Source organism: Glutamicibacter sp. ZJUTW, assembly GCF_008370855.1.
GTDB classification, from domain to species: Bacteria; Actinomycetota; Actinomycetes; order Actinomycetales; family Micrococcaceae; genus Glutamicibacter; species Glutamicibacter nicotianae.
On record NZ_CP043624.1, the window covers coordinates 2,958,093 to 2,978,088 of the forward strand.

General features: G+C 62.6%; 18 protein-coding genes. 10 read left to right on the plus strand and 8 right to left on the minus strand.

The window, feature by feature from the left end; translation table 11 throughout:
* Positions 1-9: 9 nt before the first annotated feature.
* On the minus strand, positions 10-651 hold the full coding sequence (locus F0M17_RS13905; protein WP_149597341.1) for an ABC transporter permease: 642 nt from the start codon (positions 649-651) through the stop codon (positions 10-12).
* Positions 652-870: 219 nt separating this feature from the next.
* On the opposite strand from F0M17_RS13905, the gene F0M17_RS13910 reads away from it, so the two are divergent.
* The 4 genes from F0M17_RS13910 (at position 871) to F0M17_RS13925 (ending at position 4,730) form a co-directional block, all read left to right on the plus strand.
* Positions 871-1,728 (plus strand): fumarylacetoacetate hydrolase family protein, encoded by an 858-nt coding sequence (locus F0M17_RS13910; RefSeq protein ID WP_149597342.1) that lies wholly within the window; start codon positions 871-873, stop codon positions 1,726-1,728.
* A 109-nt stretch (positions 1,729-1,837) separates the two neighbouring features.
* Entirely contained in the window at positions 1,838-2,899 is a 1,062-nt protein-coding gene (locus F0M17_RS13915; protein ID WP_149597343.1) for a GTP-binding protein, read from the plus strand.
* Positions 2,889-3,011 carry a type B 50S ribosomal protein L36 gene (ykgO, locus tag F0M17_RS13920; RefSeq protein WP_149597344.1) on the plus strand — a complete coding sequence of 41 codons (123 nt, stop codon included), beginning with the start codon at positions 2,889-2,891 and terminating at the stop codon, positions 3,009-3,011. Before F0M17_RS13915 ends, ykgO begins: the two co-directional genes overlap by 11 nt.
* A 228-nt stretch (positions 3,012-3,239) precedes the next feature.
* Positions 3,240-4,730 (plus strand): sodium:alanine symporter family protein, encoded by a 1,491-nt coding sequence (locus F0M17_RS13925; RefSeq protein WP_038993296.1) that lies wholly within the window; start codon positions 3,240-3,242, stop codon positions 4,728-4,730.
* An 86-nt stretch (positions 4,731-4,816) separates the two neighbouring features.
* Here the strand turns inward: F0M17_RS13925 and F0M17_RS13930 are convergent, their stop codons facing one another.
* Positions 4,817-5,662 carry a CoA ester lyase gene (locus tag F0M17_RS13930; RefSeq protein ID WP_038993294.1) on the minus strand — a complete coding sequence of 282 codons (846 nt, stop codon included), beginning with the start codon at positions 5,660-5,662 and terminating at the stop codon, positions 4,817-4,819.
* Positions 5,663-6,270: 608 nt separating this feature from the next.
* On the opposite strand from F0M17_RS13930, the gene F0M17_RS13935 reads away from it, so the two are divergent.
* On the plus strand, positions 6,271-7,752 hold the full coding sequence (locus F0M17_RS13935; protein WP_149597345.1) for an amino acid permease: 1,482 nt from the start codon (positions 6,271-6,273) through the stop codon (positions 7,750-7,752).
* 217 nt (positions 7,753-7,969) lie between these two features.
* Here the strand turns inward: F0M17_RS13935 and F0M17_RS13940 are convergent, their stop codons facing one another.
* Complete coding sequence (locus F0M17_RS13940) at positions 7,970-8,464, minus strand: DUF4262 domain-containing protein (protein WP_073707783.1); 495 nt, start codon at positions 8,462-8,464, stop codon at positions 7,970-7,972.
* 137 nt (positions 8,465-8,601) lie between these two features.
* The gene (locus F0M17_RS13945) at positions 8,602-9,777 is read right to left on the minus strand and encodes an NADP-dependent malic enzyme (protein WP_038993290.1); all 1,176 of its coding nucleotides are present in this window, start codon (positions 9,775-9,777) and stop codon (positions 8,602-8,604) included.
* Between the two features lie 380 nt (positions 9,778-10,157).
* On the opposite strand from F0M17_RS13945, the gene F0M17_RS13950 reads away from it, so the two are divergent.
* From F0M17_RS13950 to F0M17_RS13965, 4 genes are all read left to right on the plus strand, one after another.
* Positions 10,158-10,547, plus strand: a complete 390-nt coding sequence (locus F0M17_RS13950; RefSeq protein WP_066141726.1) for a helix-turn-helix domain-containing protein — start codon at positions 10,158-10,160, stop codon at positions 10,545-10,547.
* Positions 10,544-11,401, plus strand: coding sequence for a hypothetical protein (locus F0M17_RS13955; protein ID WP_149597346.1), 858 nt, complete (start codon positions 10,544-10,546; stop codon positions 11,399-11,401). The genes F0M17_RS13950 and F0M17_RS13955 overlap by 4 nt, the downstream gene beginning before the upstream one ends.
* A gap of 151 nt (positions 11,402-11,552) precedes the next feature.
* On the plus strand, positions 11,553-12,794 hold the full coding sequence (locus F0M17_RS13960; protein WP_121867364.1) for a PLP-dependent aminotransferase family protein: 1,242 nt from the start codon (positions 11,553-11,555) through the stop codon (positions 12,792-12,794).
* A gap of 114 nt (positions 12,795-12,908) precedes the next feature.
* A complete protein-coding gene (locus F0M17_RS13965; protein WP_073707779.1) occupies positions 12,909-13,859 on the plus strand; it encodes an intradiol ring-cleavage dioxygenase in 951 nt (316 codons plus the stop codon).
* A gap of 108 nt (positions 13,860-13,967) precedes the next feature.
* Here F0M17_RS13965 and F0M17_RS13970 read toward each other — a convergent pair whose 3' ends face one another.
* Genes F0M17_RS13970 through F0M17_RS13980 form a run of 3 tightly spaced genes read right to left on the minus strand, consistent with a single transcriptional unit; the run spans position 13,968 to position 17,480 of the window.
* Complete coding sequence (locus F0M17_RS13970) at positions 13,968-14,738, minus strand: IclR family transcriptional regulator C-terminal domain-containing protein (protein WP_073707778.1); 771 nt, start codon at positions 14,736-14,738, stop codon at positions 13,968-13,970.
* A 19-nt stretch (positions 14,739-14,757) separates the two neighbouring features.
* Positions 14,758-16,608 carry a bifunctional sugar phosphate isomerase/epimerase/4-hydroxyphenylpyruvate dioxygenase family protein gene (locus F0M17_RS13975; RefSeq protein ID WP_141357277.1) on the minus strand — a complete coding sequence of 617 codons (1,851 nt, stop codon included), beginning with the start codon at positions 16,606-16,608 and terminating at the stop codon, positions 14,758-14,760.
* Complete coding sequence (locus tag F0M17_RS13980) at positions 16,608-17,480, minus strand: shikimate dehydrogenase (protein WP_073707776.1); 873 nt, start codon at positions 17,478-17,480, stop codon at positions 16,608-16,610. The genes F0M17_RS13975 and F0M17_RS13980 overlap by 1 nt, the downstream gene beginning before the upstream one ends.
* A gap of 152 nt (positions 17,481-17,632) precedes the next feature.
* Here F0M17_RS13980 and F0M17_RS13985 point away from each other — a divergent pair, with 152 nt between their 5' ends.
* A complete protein-coding gene (locus tag F0M17_RS13985; protein WP_121867369.1) occupies positions 17,633-18,973 on the plus strand; it encodes an MFS transporter in 1,341 nt (446 codons plus the stop codon).
* Positions 18,974-19,042: 69 nt separating this feature from the next.
* On the opposite strand, the gene F0M17_RS13990 is transcribed toward F0M17_RS13985, so the two are convergent.
* Positions 19,043-19,975 carry a LysR family transcriptional regulator gene (locus F0M17_RS13990; RefSeq protein WP_149597347.1) on the minus strand — a complete coding sequence of 311 codons (933 nt, stop codon included), beginning with the start codon at positions 19,973-19,975 and terminating at the stop codon, positions 19,043-19,045.
* Positions 19,976-19,996 lie beyond the last annotated feature (21 nt).

Here is a 19,996-nt window from a genome sequence, read left to right on the forward strand (position 1 = left end):
ATCTTATTATCAGACACGGATACCTCGCGGGGTAGTCAGTCGGCCGATGCCGAGCAAAATCAAGTCAAGAATGAGCGCCAGGATAACGACGCCAACGACGCCGGTAACCACGGATTCCAGGGAGTTCGCGCCGCCTAGACGCGACAGTCCCTGGAAGATGAATCCGCCAAGGCCTGGGCCCAGGGCGTAGGAGACCACTGCGGCAACGCCCATCACCATCTGGGCAGAAATGCGTATGCCCGTGAGGATCACCGGCCACGCCATCGGTATTTCCACGGCGAGCAGCGTCTTCAGCCGGCTCATGCCGATGCCGCGTGCCGATTCGATAATGGTTGGCTCGATGTTGTTCAGGCCTACGATCGCATTGCGCAGAATCGGCAAGGCCGCGAAGAACGTCACCACGATGACGGCCGGCGTGACGCCGAAGCCGACGGGAACAATCAGCAAACCGATCAAGGCGAAGGATGGAATGGTCAGGCCGATGGCGCTAATGCCGTTGGCCAAACCGGATAAGGACTTATTGCGGTAAACCAGTACGGCAATAAGGACAGAAATAATTGTCGCCAGGATCAGGCACTGCGCGACGAGCGAGAAATGCTGCCAGGAGGCGAAGAGGATATGGCGAGATCTCTCGCCAATAAAGTCACCCACATTAAAACCTGCTTCACTTTAGTTTCGTATCTAGATCTTTGTTTCAGGACTGGTCACTGGGACCCGAGCATGCCCTGAGTTTAGCCGGGTTGCTGTAGCCTGACCAAGCCACGTTTCGATAACACAACTCTGGCTTGGCCGTATTCAGCGCGGATGGGAATCTCCTGGCAGGTACGAAATATGGTGCACTTTCAGTCGGAAGTGTAGTGAGATAGATTCATGAAACTTGCCACGCTCCGCCTCGCCAGCGAACCAGGCCATACCACCGCGGCTGTCATTGAAGATGGCCGTGCCTATTATTTGGACAACATCGATTCGGTGCAGCGTTTCCTGCGGCTTGAGGAAACCGTCCAGCAGGAAGTCATTGCCCGGGCCCTGGTGGGCGATTCCATTGCCGAGGGCGAAGCCGACTACGCTCCGCTGATTCCCAAGCCGGAGAAAATCTACTGCATCGGTTTGAACTACAAGACCCACGCGGCCGAGGTCGGCGAAGAGCTGCCGAAGTATCCGACGGTTTTCGCGAAGTTCGCCTCCACCCTCTGCGGTGCCAATGACTCGATTGAAATTCCCGTTGAAGACCATCGAGTGGACTACGAAGCAGAGCTGGCCATTATTATCGGCAAGCCTGGCCGTCGCATCAGCCAAGAAGATGCGCCAGCGCATATTGCTGGCTATGCGGTGTCCAGCGACGTGTCGATGCGCGGCTATCAGGGCCGTACCCAGGAATGGCTGCAGGGCAAAATCTGGGACCACTCCACTCCCCTGGGGCCTTGGCTCGTGACCCCTGATGAGCTGAATCCTTCGGCGCGCATCAGCAGCAAGGTTAATGGCGCGGTGGTGCAGGACGAGCAGATCGATGACCTGATTTTCTCGGCGGATGAGTTGGTTTCCTACCTTTCGACGTTCAATGAATTGCGGCCGGGCGACGTCATCCTCACTGGCACGCCTTCCGGTGTCGCCTTGGGTCGCCGGGACGAGAATGGGCGCCACCCGTGGCTCAAGCACGGCGACGCGTTGGAGACCTCGATTGAGGGCCTGGGTACCTCGACGGTAGTTTTCCACGCGCCGCAGCACTGATATTCCCGCTGCTTCTCGGGGCCTGTCCGCATCGGCGGGCAGGCCACTGGTCGTTAAGCACCGCTTTTCTTTTTGTTATTGAGTCTCATTCTCATATAAGCTGTGATGCGTGAACCTCATTGTCCTCTCCGCACTTGACACCTCCAGCCGCGACACCGGCTTGGAGCACCTGCGACGCCACCACCCCGATGCCATCTTCCTGCGCTATGACTTCGTCGACGGCAATCGGCTGGTGCGCCATGTCTTTGGATCGGCGACCGCCGAACGCGCTGATGCAGTGCTTGAGCATCCCTGCATTGGCTGTGCCACGAAATTCGAGATCCTGCCGACCATCAGGCGCCTGGCACCCCAGGATTCCGAAACCACCATGGTCTTGGGGCTGCCTTCCACCTGGCATAGCGCCTCGGTGCTCCAGATGCTCGAAACACAACTCGAACCACTGGATCTGCAGATCAGCAGCATCGCGCTGGCCTTGGATCCAGCCGAATTGGAAAACCAGATGTGGGATCGGCATACCCTCTGGGAATCGGGATTCAACGCCATGGAGCACGATGCGCGGACTGCCGGAGAGTTCTTCTTCACCGAACTGATGCAGGCAGATACGCTCATTCCGGTTGAAGGCCTGGAAGCCCAGCTGCTTGAGGATGCTGCAGGTCCGCGGCGTGCTGGCGGCATCCGCTACGAAGCCGGTCTCGGCCTGGCACGGCAGATGGCGCCGCATGCGCAAATCTGCGTGCACGAAGGGGAACTCGGATCCTTCCACCCCGCCGCGGCACGCCAGCGCACCAGCGCCGGGCATCTGCCGCGAACACCCCTTGATGCCAGCAGTGCGCCGATCCGCCTGCACGCGGAACGTCCGCTCCACCCCGAGCGCTTCCGCCAAGCCCTGCCATCCTTGGCTGAGTCCTGCACCTGCATCCGCGGCGTCCTCTGGGTAGCCAGCGCGCTGAGCGAGCGCGTTGCCATCGGCGGAGCCGGTCCGCGCATCTGGATGGAGAACACCGGGGCCTGGCATTCGCATATCGCCGTTTCAGAATTGCTGCTCTACGGATCCGAGCATGAAGCTTCGCAGATTGAAACGGTTTTCGAGCAGTGCCAGGTCACCGAGGAAGAGCTCAAGGGGCTGTTCAACTCCGCAAATCACGAGGGAGGTGAATGGCATGAAAGTTAGGAATTCCATCCGTGCACTGAAGAAGGCACCGGGATCGCAAGTGGTCAGACGACGCGGCCGCGTCTTCGTGATCAACAAGAAGAATCCGCGCATGAAAGTGCGGCAGGGCTGAAGCCCCGCAGCTTGCCGGCATCCACCGCAGTGGATGCCGGCGGAGCCTTTTCGGCCCAAACAGCTGATCCATTGGTGAAAATAAGTTAATGAACTGGACATGCCCCGAACCAGCGCGCTTTGTGACACACCTCTCCCGAGTGCCATATGATGGCACTCACATAAGGGAATCGGCTTCTCGCCTGAGACTCTTCATCATCAGTCACTCGCACATAAGGATATTGAATCCATGGACGCTTTGGGCACTCTCTTCGGGGATATCTCTTCCGTCATTTGGGGACCGTTTGTCCTCATCCCGCTGCTTCTGGGCACCGGCCTGTACCTGACCATCCGCTTGGGCGGCCTGCAGTTCTTCAAGCTCGCCGCCGCACTGCGCCTTGGCCTGCTCAAGCGCAAGGACGCTGATGCCGAGGGCGACATCTCGCAGTTCCAGGCACTGACCACCGCGCTGGCCGCTACCGTCGGTACCGGCAACATTGTCGGCGTGGCCACGGCCATCGGCATCGGCGGCCCGGGCGCCCTGTTCTGGATGTGGGTCACCGGCCTGCTCGGCATGGCCTCGAAGTACACCGAGGCCTACCTCGGCGTGCGCTACCGCGGCACTGACGCCGCCGGCGAAAAGTCCGGCGGTCCGCAGTACTACCTCGAACGCGGCATCAAGGGACCCTTCGGCAAGTTCCTGGCATTGTTCTTCGCCATCGCCGCCACCCTGGCCTGCTTCGGCATCGGCAACATGACCCAGGGCAACTCCATCGCCCTGAACCTGGAGAACTCCTTCAGCGTGGCCCCATGGGTCACCGGCGTGGTCCTGACCGTGCTGTCCATCGCGGTGCTGGTTGGCGGCATCAAGTCCATCGGCCGTGTGACCGCTGGCTTCGTTCCGGTGATGATCGTCTTCTACGTGGCCGCAGCGATCTACATCCTGGTCGCCAACGTCGGTGGCATCCCTGCAGCTTTCGCTACCATCTTCACCGATGCCTTCACCGGCACCTCCGCTGTGGGCGGCTTCACCGGCTCGGCCATCATCATCGCCATCCAGTACGGTGTTGCCCGCGGCATCTTCTCCAACGAGTCCGGCATGGGCTCGGCCGCCATCGCCGCCGCGTCGGCGCAGACCACCCACCCGGTTCGCCAGGGCCTGGTCTCCATGACCCAGACCTTCATCGACACCATCATCGTGGTCACCTGCACCGGCCTGGTCATCATCACCACCGGCACCTGGAACCTGATCGACGAGGCCACCGGCGAGCAGATCTCCGCCGCGCTGATGACCGGACAGGCCTTCACCCACGGCCTGCCAGGCGAGTGGGGCCACTGGATCGTGACCATCGGCCTGGTCATGTTCGCCTTCTCCACCATCCTGGGCTGGAGCTACTACGGCGAGCGCAACATCGAGCGCCTGTTCGGCCGCAAGCTGGTCATGCCGTTCCGCGTCGTGTTCTCGCTGGTCGTCTACGTAGGCTGCACCACCGAGCTGACCGCAGTGTGGAACTTCTCGGACATGATGAACGGCCTGATGGCCCTGCCGAACCTGATCGGCCTGCTGATCCTGTCGGGCATGGTGGCACGCGAAACCCGCTGGTACCTCAAGCATGACCCGAAGCTGGAAGCGAGCAAGGCGCAGATCGAGGACTTCATGATCGATCGTCCCGGCTGGGCCGAGTGGAAGGCCGGCGACGTAGTCGGCTCCTCGCGCAACCGCGGTGCCCACGAGGCATAGGCGCAGCTAGCGAAAAGGACCCGTCCGGCATCTGGTTGAATCCAGACGCCGGACGGGTCCTTTGCTGTTGGAAGAAGGTTAGTACCTTAGGCGTTCCACAAGCCGTAGGAGTCGGCCAGGTCGGCAATCTTCTGGGCACGGGCCAAGCGAGGCAGGTACGAGCCGTCGCCCACAGATGCGCCCGCGGCATGCGCTTCGAGCAGTTCCATGGCCCAGGACAGTTCGTCTTCGCTTGGTGCCAGTGCGGCGTTGATGCCATCAACGTGGTCAACGGACAGGGACAGCTTGCCGGTCATGCCCATGGAAGCGGTAACGCGGGTTTCCTCGGTCACCTTGGCCGCGTCGGCACCTGCTGGCGGTGGCCCGTCGATTGGGCCGGGCAGCTTGCCGACGCGCGAAGCGATGACGAGGCGGCCGCGTGCGTAGGCCAGGGCCATCGGCTCATCGGAGATGCCGGTGTCCTTGCGGAAGTCGTTGATGCCGAATGCCAGGCGGAAGGTGCCTGGAGCCGAAGCGATCTTCGTTGCATTCTCGATGCCCAAGGCGGTTTCGATCAAGGCCAGTACCGGTGTGCCCGCGCGCAGGCGCATCGCGCTGTAGGTCACTTGTTCAGGCTGCTCGGTCATGGCCAGCATGATTCCGCGCAGGCCGGGGGCGCCGGACAATGCGGCAAGGTCATCGGCCCAGAAATCGGTGTCAATGCCGTTGACGCGCACCCAGGCAGTCATGCCATTGGACAGGGCGCGTACCACGTTGTCGCGAGCCTGGATCTTCTGATCATCAGGAACGGCAGCTTCCATATCGAAAATCACCGAGTCCGCTTCACATGCTAGTGAAGGGGCGAAAGTTTCCTCCTTGGCAGCATTGACCAAGAGCCAGGAACGGGACAATTTTGCAGGAAGAGCCGCAGCTCGACGATTTCGGAATGCCATAAGTCCTACACTACTCACTTGCCACGCATAGCTTCCACTGGCCATGTACAGTATTTGCTTCAAGTGAACCGGTTGCCTAGAAATACAACGCAAAAGCAACCGGGTTTCGTGGTGCTCCTGTGCGCCAGCCTGGCTGTTCTGCAGTGAAAAGTGCGCCTGGATTTCGTGGTGATCCTGATGTTCCCCTTTTACTGGATCTGCCGTTTCCGATATCCGACGGCAACGTGCACAAAGCTGGAAATGATCACCGATAATTCTGAATCAGCTAATCAAGCGCATCACGCTAATTCCATTCGCCGGAACCGGAGAAATTCCTTCATGGATATTCGATTGGTTTTCTTCCTTGCCCATTCCTGCCAGCTTTGCGACTGGCCACTTCGATTAATCGCTCCCAAGGGCCAGGCCTGCTCCCCCAGCTATTGTGCGAAGCAGCTTGCAGCATCCTTTGAGCCAGGTGCATATAACGAATTTCACAACTGTTAAGCCTGCTCGCACTCTGCGTTGACGGCCAAATATAGTCGGTCAATGCATCTGCGATAACCTCGTTCTGCGGTCTAGTCCTTCCTCCCAGCGGGCCGTCTCCTTCGAAAAACCGAAGGGATCTGCTCATGAAAGGTGCAGCCGTGGCGAACGATTCCACGCAACTGAAAACCGATTCCTCCGGAACGAAACTTGAGCGCGGCCTGTCCAGCAGGCATATCCAGCTCATGGCGATCTCCGGAGCAGTTGGCACCGGCTTGTTCATGGGCTCCGGCAAGACCATCTCGGCAGCCGGACCGTCGGTCATATTCGTGTACATGATCATCGGCTTCATGCTCTTCTTCGTCATGCGCGCCATGGGCGAGATCCTGCTCAGCAACTTGAACTACAAGACTTTCGCAGATTTTGCCGGAGACCTGCTGGGGCCTTGGGCCGCCTTCTTCACCGGCTGGACCTACTGGTTCTGCTGGGTTGTCACCGGCATTGCCGACGTAGTCGCCATCGCCCAGTACGTCGCCTACTGGTGGTCCGAGATCCCGTTGTGGCTTCCTGCGCTGTGCTGCATCCTGCTATTGGCCGGATTGAATCTGCCAACTGTCAAGGCCTTCGGCGAGACCGAGTTCTGGTTCTCGTTGGTGAAAATCGTCGCCATTCTGGCCTTGATTGTCTGCGGACTGGCCATGATCGCCACCGGTTTCAGCTCATCAGAGGGAGACACCGCGTCCTTCGTCCACCTCTGGGCGCACGGCGGCATGTTCCCCACCGGTTTCATGGGCTTTGTCGCTGGCTTCCAGATCGCTGTTTTCGCGTTCGTTGGCATTGAATTGGTTGGCACTGCAGCGGCCGAGACCAAGGACCCTGAGAAGAATCTGCCCAAGGCGATCAATTCCATTCCGCTGCGCGTGATCCTGTTCTACGTCGGTGCGTTGACCGTCCTGATGGCCGTCACGCCCTGGTACAAGTTCTCCGCTGATGAATCGCCATTCGTCGGCATGTTCTCGATGGCCGGCTTGGCTGCAGCTGCGGGTCTGGTTAATTTCGTTGTCCTGACGGCGGCGGCTTCCAGCGCCAATTCCGGAATCTACTCCACCTCCCGCATGCTGTACGCCCTGTCCCAAGATGGAGATGCTCCGAAGAAGTTCAGCAAGCTGTCGACCACGCAGGTACCGCGCAATGCGTTGCTGTTCTCCTGCATGTTCCTGCTTGCCGCCGTGGTCCTGCTGTACGCGGGCGACTCGGTGGCCCAGGCGTTCACGTTGGTCACCACGGTGTCTGCGTTGTGCTTCATGTTCGTCTGGTCAATGATCCTGATCAGCTATTTGGCCTTCCGCAAGCGTCGCCCGCACCTGCATGATGCCTCGAAGTTCAAAGTTCCAGGCGGGATGGGAGCCCCATACATGGTGCTCGCCTTCTTCATCTTCATCCTGTGGGCATTGACCACGCAGGCTGATACGCGCTCCGCGTTGCTGGCTACTCCGCTGTGGTTCCTCGTCGTTGGACTGTCCTACCTCAAGGTGCGCAAGTCCGATAGCCACCAGGCGCTGCGTGCAGCGCATCAGGCAAAAGTTCTCGCTGAAAACGAGGCAGCGGCGATTTACCGGGAAAGCTAGATGCTCCGCAAGAATTTCCTACGACGAATTGCGCTCCAGTACTGAGGCTCGAAACCCTCGGGCATCTGCCGGTACCATCCAGCATGCGCCGCATGAGGGCCGGACGGACCATCCAATTCAGGCCTTCTGTGCAATTCAAGCATTAGCTAGTCCGACCCAGCACAACAAAAAGCTCATCTCGCGCCCAGATATGCACCTCGCGGACTCTTGCTCCAGATCAAGCGACGCGGCGTAGATCCGCGGACAGCGTCTGCGGCTGGATATTGACGAAGTCCAACGGCATCATGCACTGGAGCCTCGAAACTGGGGCCTTACCAATAATCAGACGCGAGATGGGAAGCTCAGGCAATGCGGCCGAAGACTCCTTGAAGGTGAGCTTGCTGAACAAAGACGTACTGTGCTGGCCTTCCGAAAAGACCTGCCCGTGATCAACGACTTGCTCTGCAACATGGGAGAGCAAGGCGAAAACATCATCCCCGTCTCCCCCAACACTGGTGATTTCAGGATGCCCAATCGTGGTCAAGCCCAGCGTGTACCCAATAGCCTGCTGGTGCTTGGCTGAACCGCAGAGCACGATGGCATAGCCTTTCTCCTCTGTTTCATAGGCAGCGACGAGGCTTAGCAGGACCGTGTCGGGCAATGAGCTGCGCACAGTGAGGCGGAAGTCTGTAGGTTCTAGCATGGTGTCCCTCCTGGAATGATTCGGTTCCATCCAGTTTTGCGCTCATTCATCACCCGCAGCAGAATCTTTCGCGATTGTGGATAACTTCGCCCAACGCATCCAGGGGTGCCGGGCACGAAAAAACTGCCTGCAACGGTAGGTTGCAGGCAGCTTTTCGCGTGAAATATCTACTGGTTCTTTTCGGCTTCCGCAGCCACAGCCGCAGCCACGGCAGGCATTACGCGATCGTCGGTTGCCGAAGGAATGATGTAGCCCGGAGCCAGGTCATCGCCGACCAGGTTGGCAATGGCGTGGGCCGCCGCGACCTTCATGCCTTCGGTGATCTTCTTGGCGCCCGAGTCGAGGGCTCCGCGGAAGATGCCTGGGAAGGCCAGCACGTTGTTGATCTGGTTCGGGAAGTCGCTGCGTCCGGTGGCTACGACCGCTGCATACTTCGCGGCGACATCCGGCATGATCTCCGGGGTCGGGTTGGACAGCGCGAAGATGATGGCGTCCTTGTTCATCTTCGCCACCGCAGACTCAGCAAAGGTCGACGAGGAAAGGCCTACCACGACGTCGGCGCCATCCAGGGCCTCGGCCAAGCCGCCCATGACATCTTCGCGGTTGGTGCGCGCCGCCAGGTCGGCCTTGACCGGGTTCAGGTCGTCGCGTTCGCGGTGGATGGTGCCGCGCGAGTCGAGCACGATGACATCATCCACGCCGGCCGAAAGCAGCAGGTTGGTGACGGCGACGCCGGCCGAACCTGCGCCGGAGATGACAACCTTCAGCGAGCTGATGTCGCGGTTGGTCTGGCGGGCCGCACCGATCAGCGCTGCCAGCACCACGACGGCGGTGCCGTGCTGGTCATCGTGCATGACCGGGATGTCCAGGGCCTCGATCAGGCGCTTCTCGATTTCGAAGCAGCGCGGGGCGGAGATGTCTTCCAGATTCACTGCGCCGAAGCTCGGACGCAGGCGGATGACGGTCTCGACGATTTCATCCACATCGGTGGTGTCTAGCACCAGCGGAATCGAATCCAGTCCGCCGAATTCCTTGAACAGCGCGCTCTTGCCTTCCATGACCGGAAGCGAGGCGGCGGCGCCGATATCGCCCAGGCCGAGCACCGCGGTGCCGTCGGAAACCACAGCGACCAGGCGGGAAGCCCAGGTGTGGGTGGCGTGCTTGGCCGGATCATCGGCAATGGCTTGGGACACCTTGGCTACACCCGGGGTGTAGGCAATGGACAGGTCGCGCTTGGTATTCAGCGGCATCTGCGAGGAGACGGAAAGCTTGCCGCCGAGGTGGGCGTCGAAAATCTCTGCGTCGGTGATGGTGGACAGGTCTTTGGTGGATTCAACAGACATTGAATAGCTCTTCTTTCAAGAAAGTTCTGATTGACGAAAACGCAGTACCCACGAAATTGGTGGCAGAGCGTAGGAACGCGCATGACCATTCATCCGACCGCAACGGAGCGTGACCCACAGGCAATTAAGGAGGGTGTCAGGCTTCCATGTACACAATTCCCAATCGGGCTACGCCGGGTGAGGCTGAAGGATCCGTCATGGTGTGCCGGAAGATGGCTGGTCAGTACTTTCTTTAGACCTACGTTTTCCACCATACGGGAACCGTTTGGCGCAATTCAACCCCCTTTCGTCGTATGCGCGTCACAATTCAAGCGCCGCACGTTGCCGAGGCCCAGCGTCATGAGGTGCGGTTCAGGAGCATCTCGGGCAAAATTGGGGCCATGGCATCACCGACTTCAGCACTAGGCAGGGTCCGCACTTTCGAAGCGTTGGACGAGAAGACCACGGTGCGATTGCGCCGTGCGTTGGACGAGTCGAATGACACGACAGTATTCGTCAACGGCACTGCCCTGCAGCTGCCCAAGGAAGCCCACCAGGCGCTGATCGAGGTGCTGTCGCGCTTCGCCGATGGCGAGTCGGTCAGCATCGGCACGCCCGAGTTGCTGCTCAATACTTCCCAGGCGGCCCAGATGGCAGGCATCTCCAACAGCTATCTGCGCAAGCTGGCCGATTCCGGGATCATCCCGGTGGAATACCGCGGCACGCATCGCCGCATCCGCCCGAGCGCCATTCAAGCGTGGCTGGATTCGCGAGGCGAAACCGGAAAATGAGCAAGCCGGCCGGTTCATCCGCCAGCACTCCGCAGGAAGTCGCCTGGTGGGATCGTCTGCTGATCCGGGTTCCCGGGTATTCGCTGTTCGCCTGGATGGGCGCCTACGGCATGCACCAGGCAGGCGACATCAGCTTGGGCACCGCCGCGCTGCTCTTTTTCACGCTCGCCCTTCCCCTGCTGGCCGGGTGGCAAATCTTCCAGGTCCTGCGCAGCCGCCGGCGCACCCAGGCGTGGCGCGACGCCCAGCGGATCTCACAAGGCAGGTTGGGCGTTCCCGACCTGTCCGAAATCCGCGCGAGCCTCGACCGGCTCACCAGGACCCGTGCGCTTCGCCCGGAACCGAAAAAGCCGCGTTTCGGCAGCCTGGCGATCTTCCTCATCATTCTCGGGGTGGCAGGGTTGGCCATCGCCGCAGGAATTCTGCTGGCCAAGCTCGGCGTTGCAGGCCTGTCGGCGTTCGCCATGGTCGGCATGCTGCTGGCCGCCATCAGGCCGTTGCAGCTCATGGGGGTGCAGAACCGGGCGCACCGCGCGGTGGTTTCCATTCCCGAAAAGCTCACGGAGATCCGCGAGCTGGTGATGCGCGAACGCCACGCACCCAGCGGGCAGCGCGCCACGCAAGCCGCCGATAGCGCACTGGATGCGTCATTGCTGATCATCGATGCTGCCATCGCCCTGTCCCGGTCCGGATATTTCCGTGCTTCTGCGGACTGCGTCGAGCTGCTGGCCCATTTGGCCACGCAGTGCTGGCTGGCGGGGAGCAAGCCCCGGAATCTTGCGGAGAAACTCCACAATCGCGTGAACGCGGCGCTGGCCCAGCTGGCCATCGAGGAGCGCCATGCCTCGAGCTGAGGCACGGAATCGCGTTGCTGGATGCCCAGGTCTTGCCAAGCCCTGAATTTCCTGCTGGAATACCAAAGTATTCTATTTGAAAACAATTCTTGTGCCGCACCCAGCGCAGGAATCACGCTCCCGCCAGCGGGAGCCCCGGCCGAGGAGAACCATGACCACCGCATCACAATCGCTGACTACTTTGCACGAGTCCCTGCTTTCCGAGCGCGCGGCGGGAATCAAGCAATCTGCGGTGCGCGACGTGTTCGAGCTGTCGCTGGACCCTTCGCTGGTATCCCTGGCCGGAGGCAACCCCTTCCTGCAGCTGCTCCCGCTGGAAAAGATCGGCGAGATGGCCCAGCGCATCATCGTCGAGCAGGGCCCCGAAGCACTGCAGTACGGCTCCGGGCTGGGCACCCCCGAACTGCGTGCGCAGATCATCGACGTCATGGCAGCCGAGGGCATCACCAATGTGGGCATCGAGGATGTCGTGGTCACCAACGGCTCCCAATCGGCCCAGGACATGGCCTGCAAGGTGTTCTGCAATCCCGGCGACACGGTGCTCTGCGAAGACCCGACCTATGTTGGCGCGCTGAACACCTTCGAGGCCTACCAGGTGACCGCCCGCCCGGTGGGCACCGACGAGAACGGGCTGATTCCCGCTGCCCTGCGCGAGCGCATTGCCGAATTGCGCGCGGCCGGCGAGCGCATCAAGTTCCTCTACACCATCCCGAACTTCAACAACCCTTCGGGCATCACGCTGGCTGCCGAGCGCCGCCAGGAAATCGTGGAGATTTGCCGCGAAGCCGGCATCCTGATCCTGGAAGACAATCCGTACGGGATGCTGCGCTACGAGGGCACCCCGGCGCCCACGCTGCGCAGCCTGGATCCGGAGAACGTGATCTACATGGGTTCCTTCTCCAAGATCTTCGCACCGGGCCTGCGCATCGGCTGGGCCGCGGTGCCCACCCACCTGTTCCGCCGCTTCTACCTGGCCGGCGAAGCGGTAGCCCTGTGCCCGCCGACCCTGAACCAGATGATCATCAGCGCCTACCTCAACGAGCATGACTGGAAAGGGCAGATCACCAAGTACAACGACCTGTACCGTTCGCGCCGCGATGCGATGCTCGCCGCCTTGGCCAAGTACCTGCCTGCTGGGGTCACCCACACCCATCCCGAGGGCGGATTCTTCATCTGGCTGACCCTGCCCGAAGGCATCGACACCTACGCGCTGCTCCAGCAGGGCGTGAAGGCAGGGGTCATCTTCATTCCTGGGGCCGCTTTCAGCCCCTCTGGCGAGGCCAGCAATAAGCTGCGCTTGGCGTTCTGCTCGGTCGACGAGGAAACCATCGCCGAGGGCGTGCGCCGGCTCTCGCTGCTGCTTGAGCAGGCCATCGCCTCCAACCAAGGCTAGCGGCCAACCCTTCTCAGAATACCCACAGTGCCTCCTGTGCTGGGCCATGATCCGTCTGCATACGGTAGTGAACACGGCAAACAGCCCCATTTCACCTGGCTCAAGGAGTGCACCATGAATCCCCCACCGCGCTGGTTCGGAAACCGGCCGCTGCCGAGGCCCGAAGAAGATCTCGAGGACCAGGGGCTGTCCTTCGACGTCGGCACCCTGATCGAGCGGCGCAAGGTTCTGGCCGGTGTGGGCGTGGGCACGCTCGCGTTCGCCCTGGCCGCCTGCTCCCCCACCGGCAGCAAGGGCACCGCTTCGTCCTCCACCGCTGCGGAGATCCCTGACGAGACGGCCGGCCCCTACCCGGGCGACGGGTCCAATGGTCCGGACGTGCTGGAGCAAAGCGGAATCGTCCGCAGCGACATCCGTTCCAGCTTCGGCACCAGCACCACCACGGCCGAGGGCATCGAAATGACCCTTGAGCTGAAGATCGTGGACATGGCCAATAACAACCAGCCCTTCGCCGGTGTGGCAGTGTACGTGTGGCACTGCGACCGGTCCGGGGAATACTCCATGTACTCCAGCGGACTGGAAGATGAGAACTACCTGCGCGGGGTCCAGGTGGCCGATGCCGACGGCATCGTACGCTACACCAGCATCTTCCCGGCATGCTATGCCGGACGCTGGCCGCACATCCACTTCGAGGTGTACCCGGATACCGATTCGATCACCGATCACACCACAGCGATCGCCACCTCGCAGGTCGCCTTGCCGCAGGAGACCTGCACCGCGGTGTACGCAACCACCGGCTACGAGCAGTCGGTGAAGAATATGCAGGGGGTGGGCCTGGACTCGGACAATGTCTTTGGCGAGGATTCGGGAGCCGCCCAACTGGCAACCGTCACTGGGAACACCGGCTCCGGCTACACCGTCAGCCTCACGGTCAATGTGGATACGAACACCGAACCTGCCGGTGGCGGGGCTCCGGGAGGCATGCCTCCCGGCAACGCCCCGGCAATGCCTGATGGGCAGCGGCCGGGCAACGCCCCGACAGCTCCGGCACCGTCCGGCTCGTAGCGGTCGTGGGCCGCACCCCATCGTGGTGCAGCGCCACGGTGTGCCTGCCAGCTTGGCCGTAGCGGTGACGGTGCTCCCGTCGCCGCGGCGGCTGAACCGGAGGGATGCTCAGGCCAGCCGGCCGCCGAAGTCGTCTGCGATCGCCGTGGCGGCTTCGCGCAGCTTGGGCAGCAGGATCTGCTTGATGGCCTCGGGGTTGTTGCGCCCGGCCTGGACCGAGATGTTCAGCGCCCCTAGCAGCTGGTTCTTGCGGTAGACCGGCACGGCCAGACCGCGCAACCCCTCGTCGAGTTCCTGGTTGACCAGGGACCAGCCCTGCTCGCGCACCGTGTCCAGTTCCCTGCGCAACGCATCCAGGTCCGCCACCGTATGCTCGGTGTACCGCTGGAGCTGCACGCGCTCCAGGAAGGATTCCTGCTCGGCCTCGGCCAGCTGCGCGATCAGCACGCGTCCCATCGAGGTCGCCCAGGCCGGCAGCCGGTTGCCGATGGACACGTTCATCAAATGCAGGCGCGGCGCGGCGACGCGTTCCACATAGAGGATGTCCTGGCCTTCGAGCACGCACAGGGACGAGGTCTCCTCCAGTTCGTGCGCCAGCGATTGCAGGTGGGCGGTGGCCGCCTGGGGCAGCGTGAGCCCGGAGAGGTAGGAAGCTCCGATGTCCAGCACCCGCGGGGTCTGCCGGAAGGTGCTGCCCTGCGCTTCCAGGTACCCGAGATCTGCCAAGGTGAGCAGGAACCGCCGGGCCGAGGCCCGGGTCTGGTCCGTAGCGGCCGCGACCTGGGAGACCGTCAGCTCGGTGGCGCCGGCATTGAATGCCAGCAGCACGGCCAAGGTCTTTTCCGTGGATTTAACGAAATAATCCGGCCGCTGTTCCACTCGACGGTCCCCCGTGTTCCTAGTTCCTGCTCCAGCGGTTGCTCTCGAATTGCGCAGCCAGCCGGACCGGCGCATTGGGCGCCCCGTACCCATCGTAGCCAGCACGGCGCTCAACCACCTCGAAGAACATGTTCCCGAGCGTCTTGGTGTAGAAATGCAGGAACTCGCCCTGCTCATCCCGGTCATAGAGCAGATTCAGCTCCTTGAGCGTAGCCAGCAGCTGCCCGTCCAGCTCGAAGCGGGCGGCCAGATCCTCGTAGTAGTTGGCCGGCACCGGCAGGAATTCCATCCCCCGGGCACGGGCGGAACGCGCCAGCTGAACGATGTCGCCGGTGCGCAGGGCCACATGCTCCGGGTACTCGTGATGGCGCTCGATGGCTTTTTCCAGCCCCTGCGGCACGATGTTCAAGGCCAGCCGGACGCAGGAGTCGGCGGTGCGCAGCACCTGGGAACGCACCAGCCCCATGGGGCTGGGCACCTCGGTGCCCGGCATCATTTCCAGGTTGAGCACGCTGCTGTAGAACAGCACCGATTCATCGAAGCACTGCCAAGGCTGGGCCAGGTTGATGTGGTCGATACCGTCCACCGCAGGATTTCCGGTTTCCGGCGCGGCCTCGCCGGCGTCCAGGAATTCGCGTTCCCAGTTGCGCGTATTAGCTGGGGAGCTGAAGAAGACCTCGGTTTCATCCGGTGCCAGGAAGCCGGGCAGCTCCTGCTCGTGGTGCGTCTGCTGGCGCGGGACCTTGGTGGCCAGCAGCGACGTGCCGCGTGCGCCCCCAGCGCCCGGATCAGGAACCTGCACGCCGAAGCCGGAGACCGCCGCTTCGACGCCGCGGCTGCGCTGGGAGTTGATGATGATCCGGGCTTCGCCCGAAGCCCACAGCTGCACCGGCTTGCGCCGGTGCTGGCCCTTGAAGGCAAAGCCCAGCTGCGCCAGCATCCCTGCCACGCGCTCCGGGTCCTCGGTTCGGATCTCGGCGAAGTCGAAAGCCGTGGCTTCCTGGGCCCCGGGCAGCGCCTCCAGCTCCAGGGCCGAATGCTGGCCACTGCCGGCCAGCAGCCCGGCGGCCTGGGACTGCAGCCACTTCAGCGAGCGCAGTCCGTCGATTGCGGTCCGCTCGACATTGGACTGGCGGAAGACGTCATTGAAGATCTCCAGGGAGACAATGCCTGCATAGCCGGATCGGACCAGGTGGAGCATGAACTCATCCAGCGCGAAACCGCCCTGGCCCGGGAAGAGCCGGTAATGCCGCGACCAGGAGAGGATGTCCATGGACAGTACCGGAGCGTCGGCCAGCTGCACGAAGAAGATCTTCTCGCCGGGGATCTGCGCGATCTGCGCCGGGTCATCCCCGCGCGAGAGAATGTGGAAGCTGTCCAGGCACAGCCCGAAGTTCGGCCGGTCCACACCCTGCACGATGCGCCAGGAATGCTGGTAGGTGTTCACGTACTTGCCCCAGGCCAGCGCCTCGTAGGCGATGCGCACGCCGTAGCCGGCGGCCAGCTCGGCCAGCTGGCGCAGCTGCGCGATGAACAGCTCATCATTATCGATGGTGGCGGTGGCGACGTTGGAGCACAGCAGCACCAGGTCCATGCCCAGCCGGTTCATCAGCTGGAACTTGGCTTCGGCGCGATGCAGGTTGGCCTGCAGCTGCGCTTCGGTGACGCCCTCGAAGTCGCGGAAGGGCTGGAACAAGTCCAGGCCCAGCCCCAGCCGGTCGGCCATGGCCCTGACTTCTTCCGGGGACATCGGGCTGACCAGCAGGTCCTGCTCAAAGATCTCGATCCCGTCGAATCCGGCCTTGGAGCAGGCCAGCATCTTCTCTTCCAGTGTTCCTGACAGGCATACGGTGGCGATTGATGTGCGCATCAGCGTCCTTCTTCCAGCATGGCCAGCAGGTGCGCGCGCATCCGCGCGGCATCCGGCTTGATTCCGGTAATGATTTCGAAAGCGTCCACCGCCTGGCCCACGGCCATGTGCCCGCCGTCCAGGACCTGGCAGCCCAACGCGCGGGCGGCGGTGATCAGCTCGGTGTCCACCGGGCGGTAGATGCAGTCGGCCACCCAGTGATGCGCAGTCAGCGCCGCGATATCCAGCGGCAGGCCCGGGTGGTGGTGCATGCCGATCGGGGTGGCGTTGAGCAGCCCGTCCTTGCCAGGCAGCAGGCCCGGCACCTCATCCGGGGTCGCGGCGAAGATCTGCGCCTGCGGGAAGTGGCTGCGCAGCTCGGCCACGCGGTGCTCGACCCGCTCCGCGTCCAAATCCACGATGTGCAGCTCGGTGGTGCCCGAGTCCAGCAGCGCGTAGGCCACGGCGGCTCCGGCGCCGCCGGCTCCCAGCTGCAGCACCTTGGCCAGGTTGGCTCCGGGCAGCCCGGTGGCCAGGGCGCGGGCGAAGCCGGAGGCGTCGGTGTTGTGCCCGTAGAACTTGCCGTCCTCGATGAGAACGGTATTCACCGCGCCGATCTTCCGCGCGCTGTCCGAGATCCCGTCGAGGTGCTCGAGCACCAGCTGCTTGCAGGGGTGGGTGATGTTGAAGGCGTTGTAGCCCAGCTCGGCTCCGGCGGCCAGCAGCGTCCCGACATCCTGCCCGGGCCGTTGCAGCACCGCGAGGTCGATCGGCCGGTACAGGTAGCGCAGGGATTGCGCGTCGGCTTCATGCTCGTGCATGGGAGGCGTGAGCGAAGGCATCACGCCCTCGCCGATCAGTCCCACCAGGAACGACTCGCTGGGTGTACTCATTTTCGTCGCTGCCCTTCAAAATTGGCATCAGGTCTTGCCCTGTTTGTGATTTGCATCTACTGTAAACCAATGAACACATTCCGAACAAGTGTACGGAATGCGCACACTTAGGACGAGTTCCCCTCCAAACCACTCGATCAGGGAGTATCCCGATGCAAGCTGCACACCAGGCAACGGCGCCCGACGGCACCGGAAGCCCCAAGCGCACTCCAGTCAAGGCGGCCGTCGCCAGTTTCATGGGAAGCGCCGTTGAATACTACGACTTCTTCATCTTCGGCTCCGCCGCCGCGCTCATTTTCCCGCATATCTTCTTCCCGGATACTTCCACCAACGCAGCGGTGATGTCGCTGGCGACCTTCGGCTTCGCCTATGTGGCACGCCCCATCGGCGCCATCTTCGTCGGGCACTTCGGCGACCGCGTCGGCCGGCAGAAGGTGCTGATGTTCACGCTGATCCTGATGGGCGCCTCCACCTTCCTGATCGGCTGCCTGCCCACCTTCGACCAGGTCGGCTGGCTGTCCCCGATCCTGCTGGTCTTCGCCCGCCTGTGCCAGGGCCTGTCGGCTGCCGGCGAGCAGGCCGGGGCCTCCTCCATGTCGCTGGAGCATGCGCCGGACCACCGCCGCAGCTTCTTCACCTCATGGACGCTGACCGGCACCCAGGGCGGGCAGATCCTGGCCGCGCTGATCTTCATCCCGGTGGTCGCCCTGCCCGATGAGATCAAGTACGGCATCGGCTGGCGCATCCCGTTCTGGCTCTCTGCCCTCGTCGTGATCGTCACCTTCTTCATCCGCCGCTCGCTGCACGAAACCCCGGAATTCGAGGAAGCCAAGAAGAACAACGAGATCGCCAAGCTCCCGCTGGCGGTGCTGCTGAAGTTCCACTGGAAGGACGTGCTGCGCGTCATCCTATGCGCCTTCATCGCCGCGGTGTCCACCGTCTACGGCACGCTGGCCATCTCCTACGGCAAGACGATCGGCAACATGGACGAGTCCATCACCCTATGGCTGGTGGTAGCTGGCAACATCGGCGCGCTGTTCACCCAGCCGCTGTTCGGCATGCTGGCGGACAAGATCGGGCGCAAGCCGGTATTCATCTACGGCGCACTGGGCTCCGCGGCCTTCATGCCGTTCTACCTGCGCTCCATGGAAACGGATAACGCGCTGGCGCAGTTCGGCCTCTCGGTGCTGGTCTTCTCCTGCGCCTACGCCGCGGCCAATGCTGTCTGGCCGAGCTTCTACGCCGAGATGTTCTCCTCCCAGGTCCGCTTCTCCGGCCTGGCCATCGGCACCCAGATCGGCTTCTTGATGGCAGGGTTCGCCCCGTCCATCGTCGCCGCCCTGGGCGGCCTGGAAGCCAATGGGTGGGTGCAGATCAGCATCTTCACCGCGGCGATCTCGCTGATCGCCTCCGTCGCGGCGATGACCGCGCGCGAAACCTACCGGGTGCCCACCACGGAGCTGGGCAGCAAGGTCGAAAGGGTCTCCAGCTAGGGGCAAGACCCTGCCACAGGCCCCAGCCGAAACCGGGCAGCTGCAGTTGCAGCTGCCCGGTTTCCTGCTTCAGGCGGAGTGGGACTCGTGATCCGCGGCGATCTGCAGCAGCGTCTGCTCGGTGCGGCCCAGCACCTGCGCCGCCGGCCAGATGGCGTGCAGCTCGCGCAGCAGGGCGGGGCCGTCAAAGGCGATCTCCACCAGGGTTCCGGCCGCCAGCTGGCTTTCCACCGCCAGTTGGCTGAGCACCGCCGGCCCCATGCCGCCGGCCGCGCACTGGCAAATGGTCGCATTGCTGTTGAATTCGGCCACCGGTTTGGGCCGCTGGGCATGGGCGATATAGTCCAGGAACGCGCGGGTGCCCGAGCCTTCTTCGCGCTCGATCAGCGCCGTGCTCTGCAGCTCGTGCAAAGTCAGCGGCTGATCGCGCTTCGCCCATTCATGCCCGGGCGCGACCACAATCAGCATCTCGTCGCGGAACACCGGCTTGCTCTTGAGTCCCAACGGTATATGCGGGGTTTCCACGAAACCGAGGCCGACCTCGCCTTGCTGCACGGCACGGATGACATCCTGCGAATTCATGATCCGCATGCGCGGCGTGATCTGCGGCAGCACCTGGTGCAGCCGGCCGATCCACTGCGGCGCCAAGTACTCGGCCACCGTCATGCTCGCCCCGAATTGCAGCTCGGATCCCCCTGCATCAGCCAGCGACCTGGCACCGGCAGCCAAGGCTTCCAAGCTGGCCAACGCTTCCCGGGCCCATTGCACGGTGAGCACGCCCTCGGCGGTCAGCGTGGAGCCGGTGGTCTTACGGGTGACCAGGGAATATCCCAAGCGGCGTTCCAGGGCTTTCAAGGCGCGCGAGGCATTGGGCTGCGCCATCCCGGCCTCCCGGGCCCCGGCACTCAGGCTGCCGTGGTCGGCAATGCCCACCAGCAGTTCCAGAGAGGAGATCTGCAGCCAGTGGGACAGGCTTTTCGATGAGGGCGAATCGCTTTCCATATCACGATCATATGCCTGCGG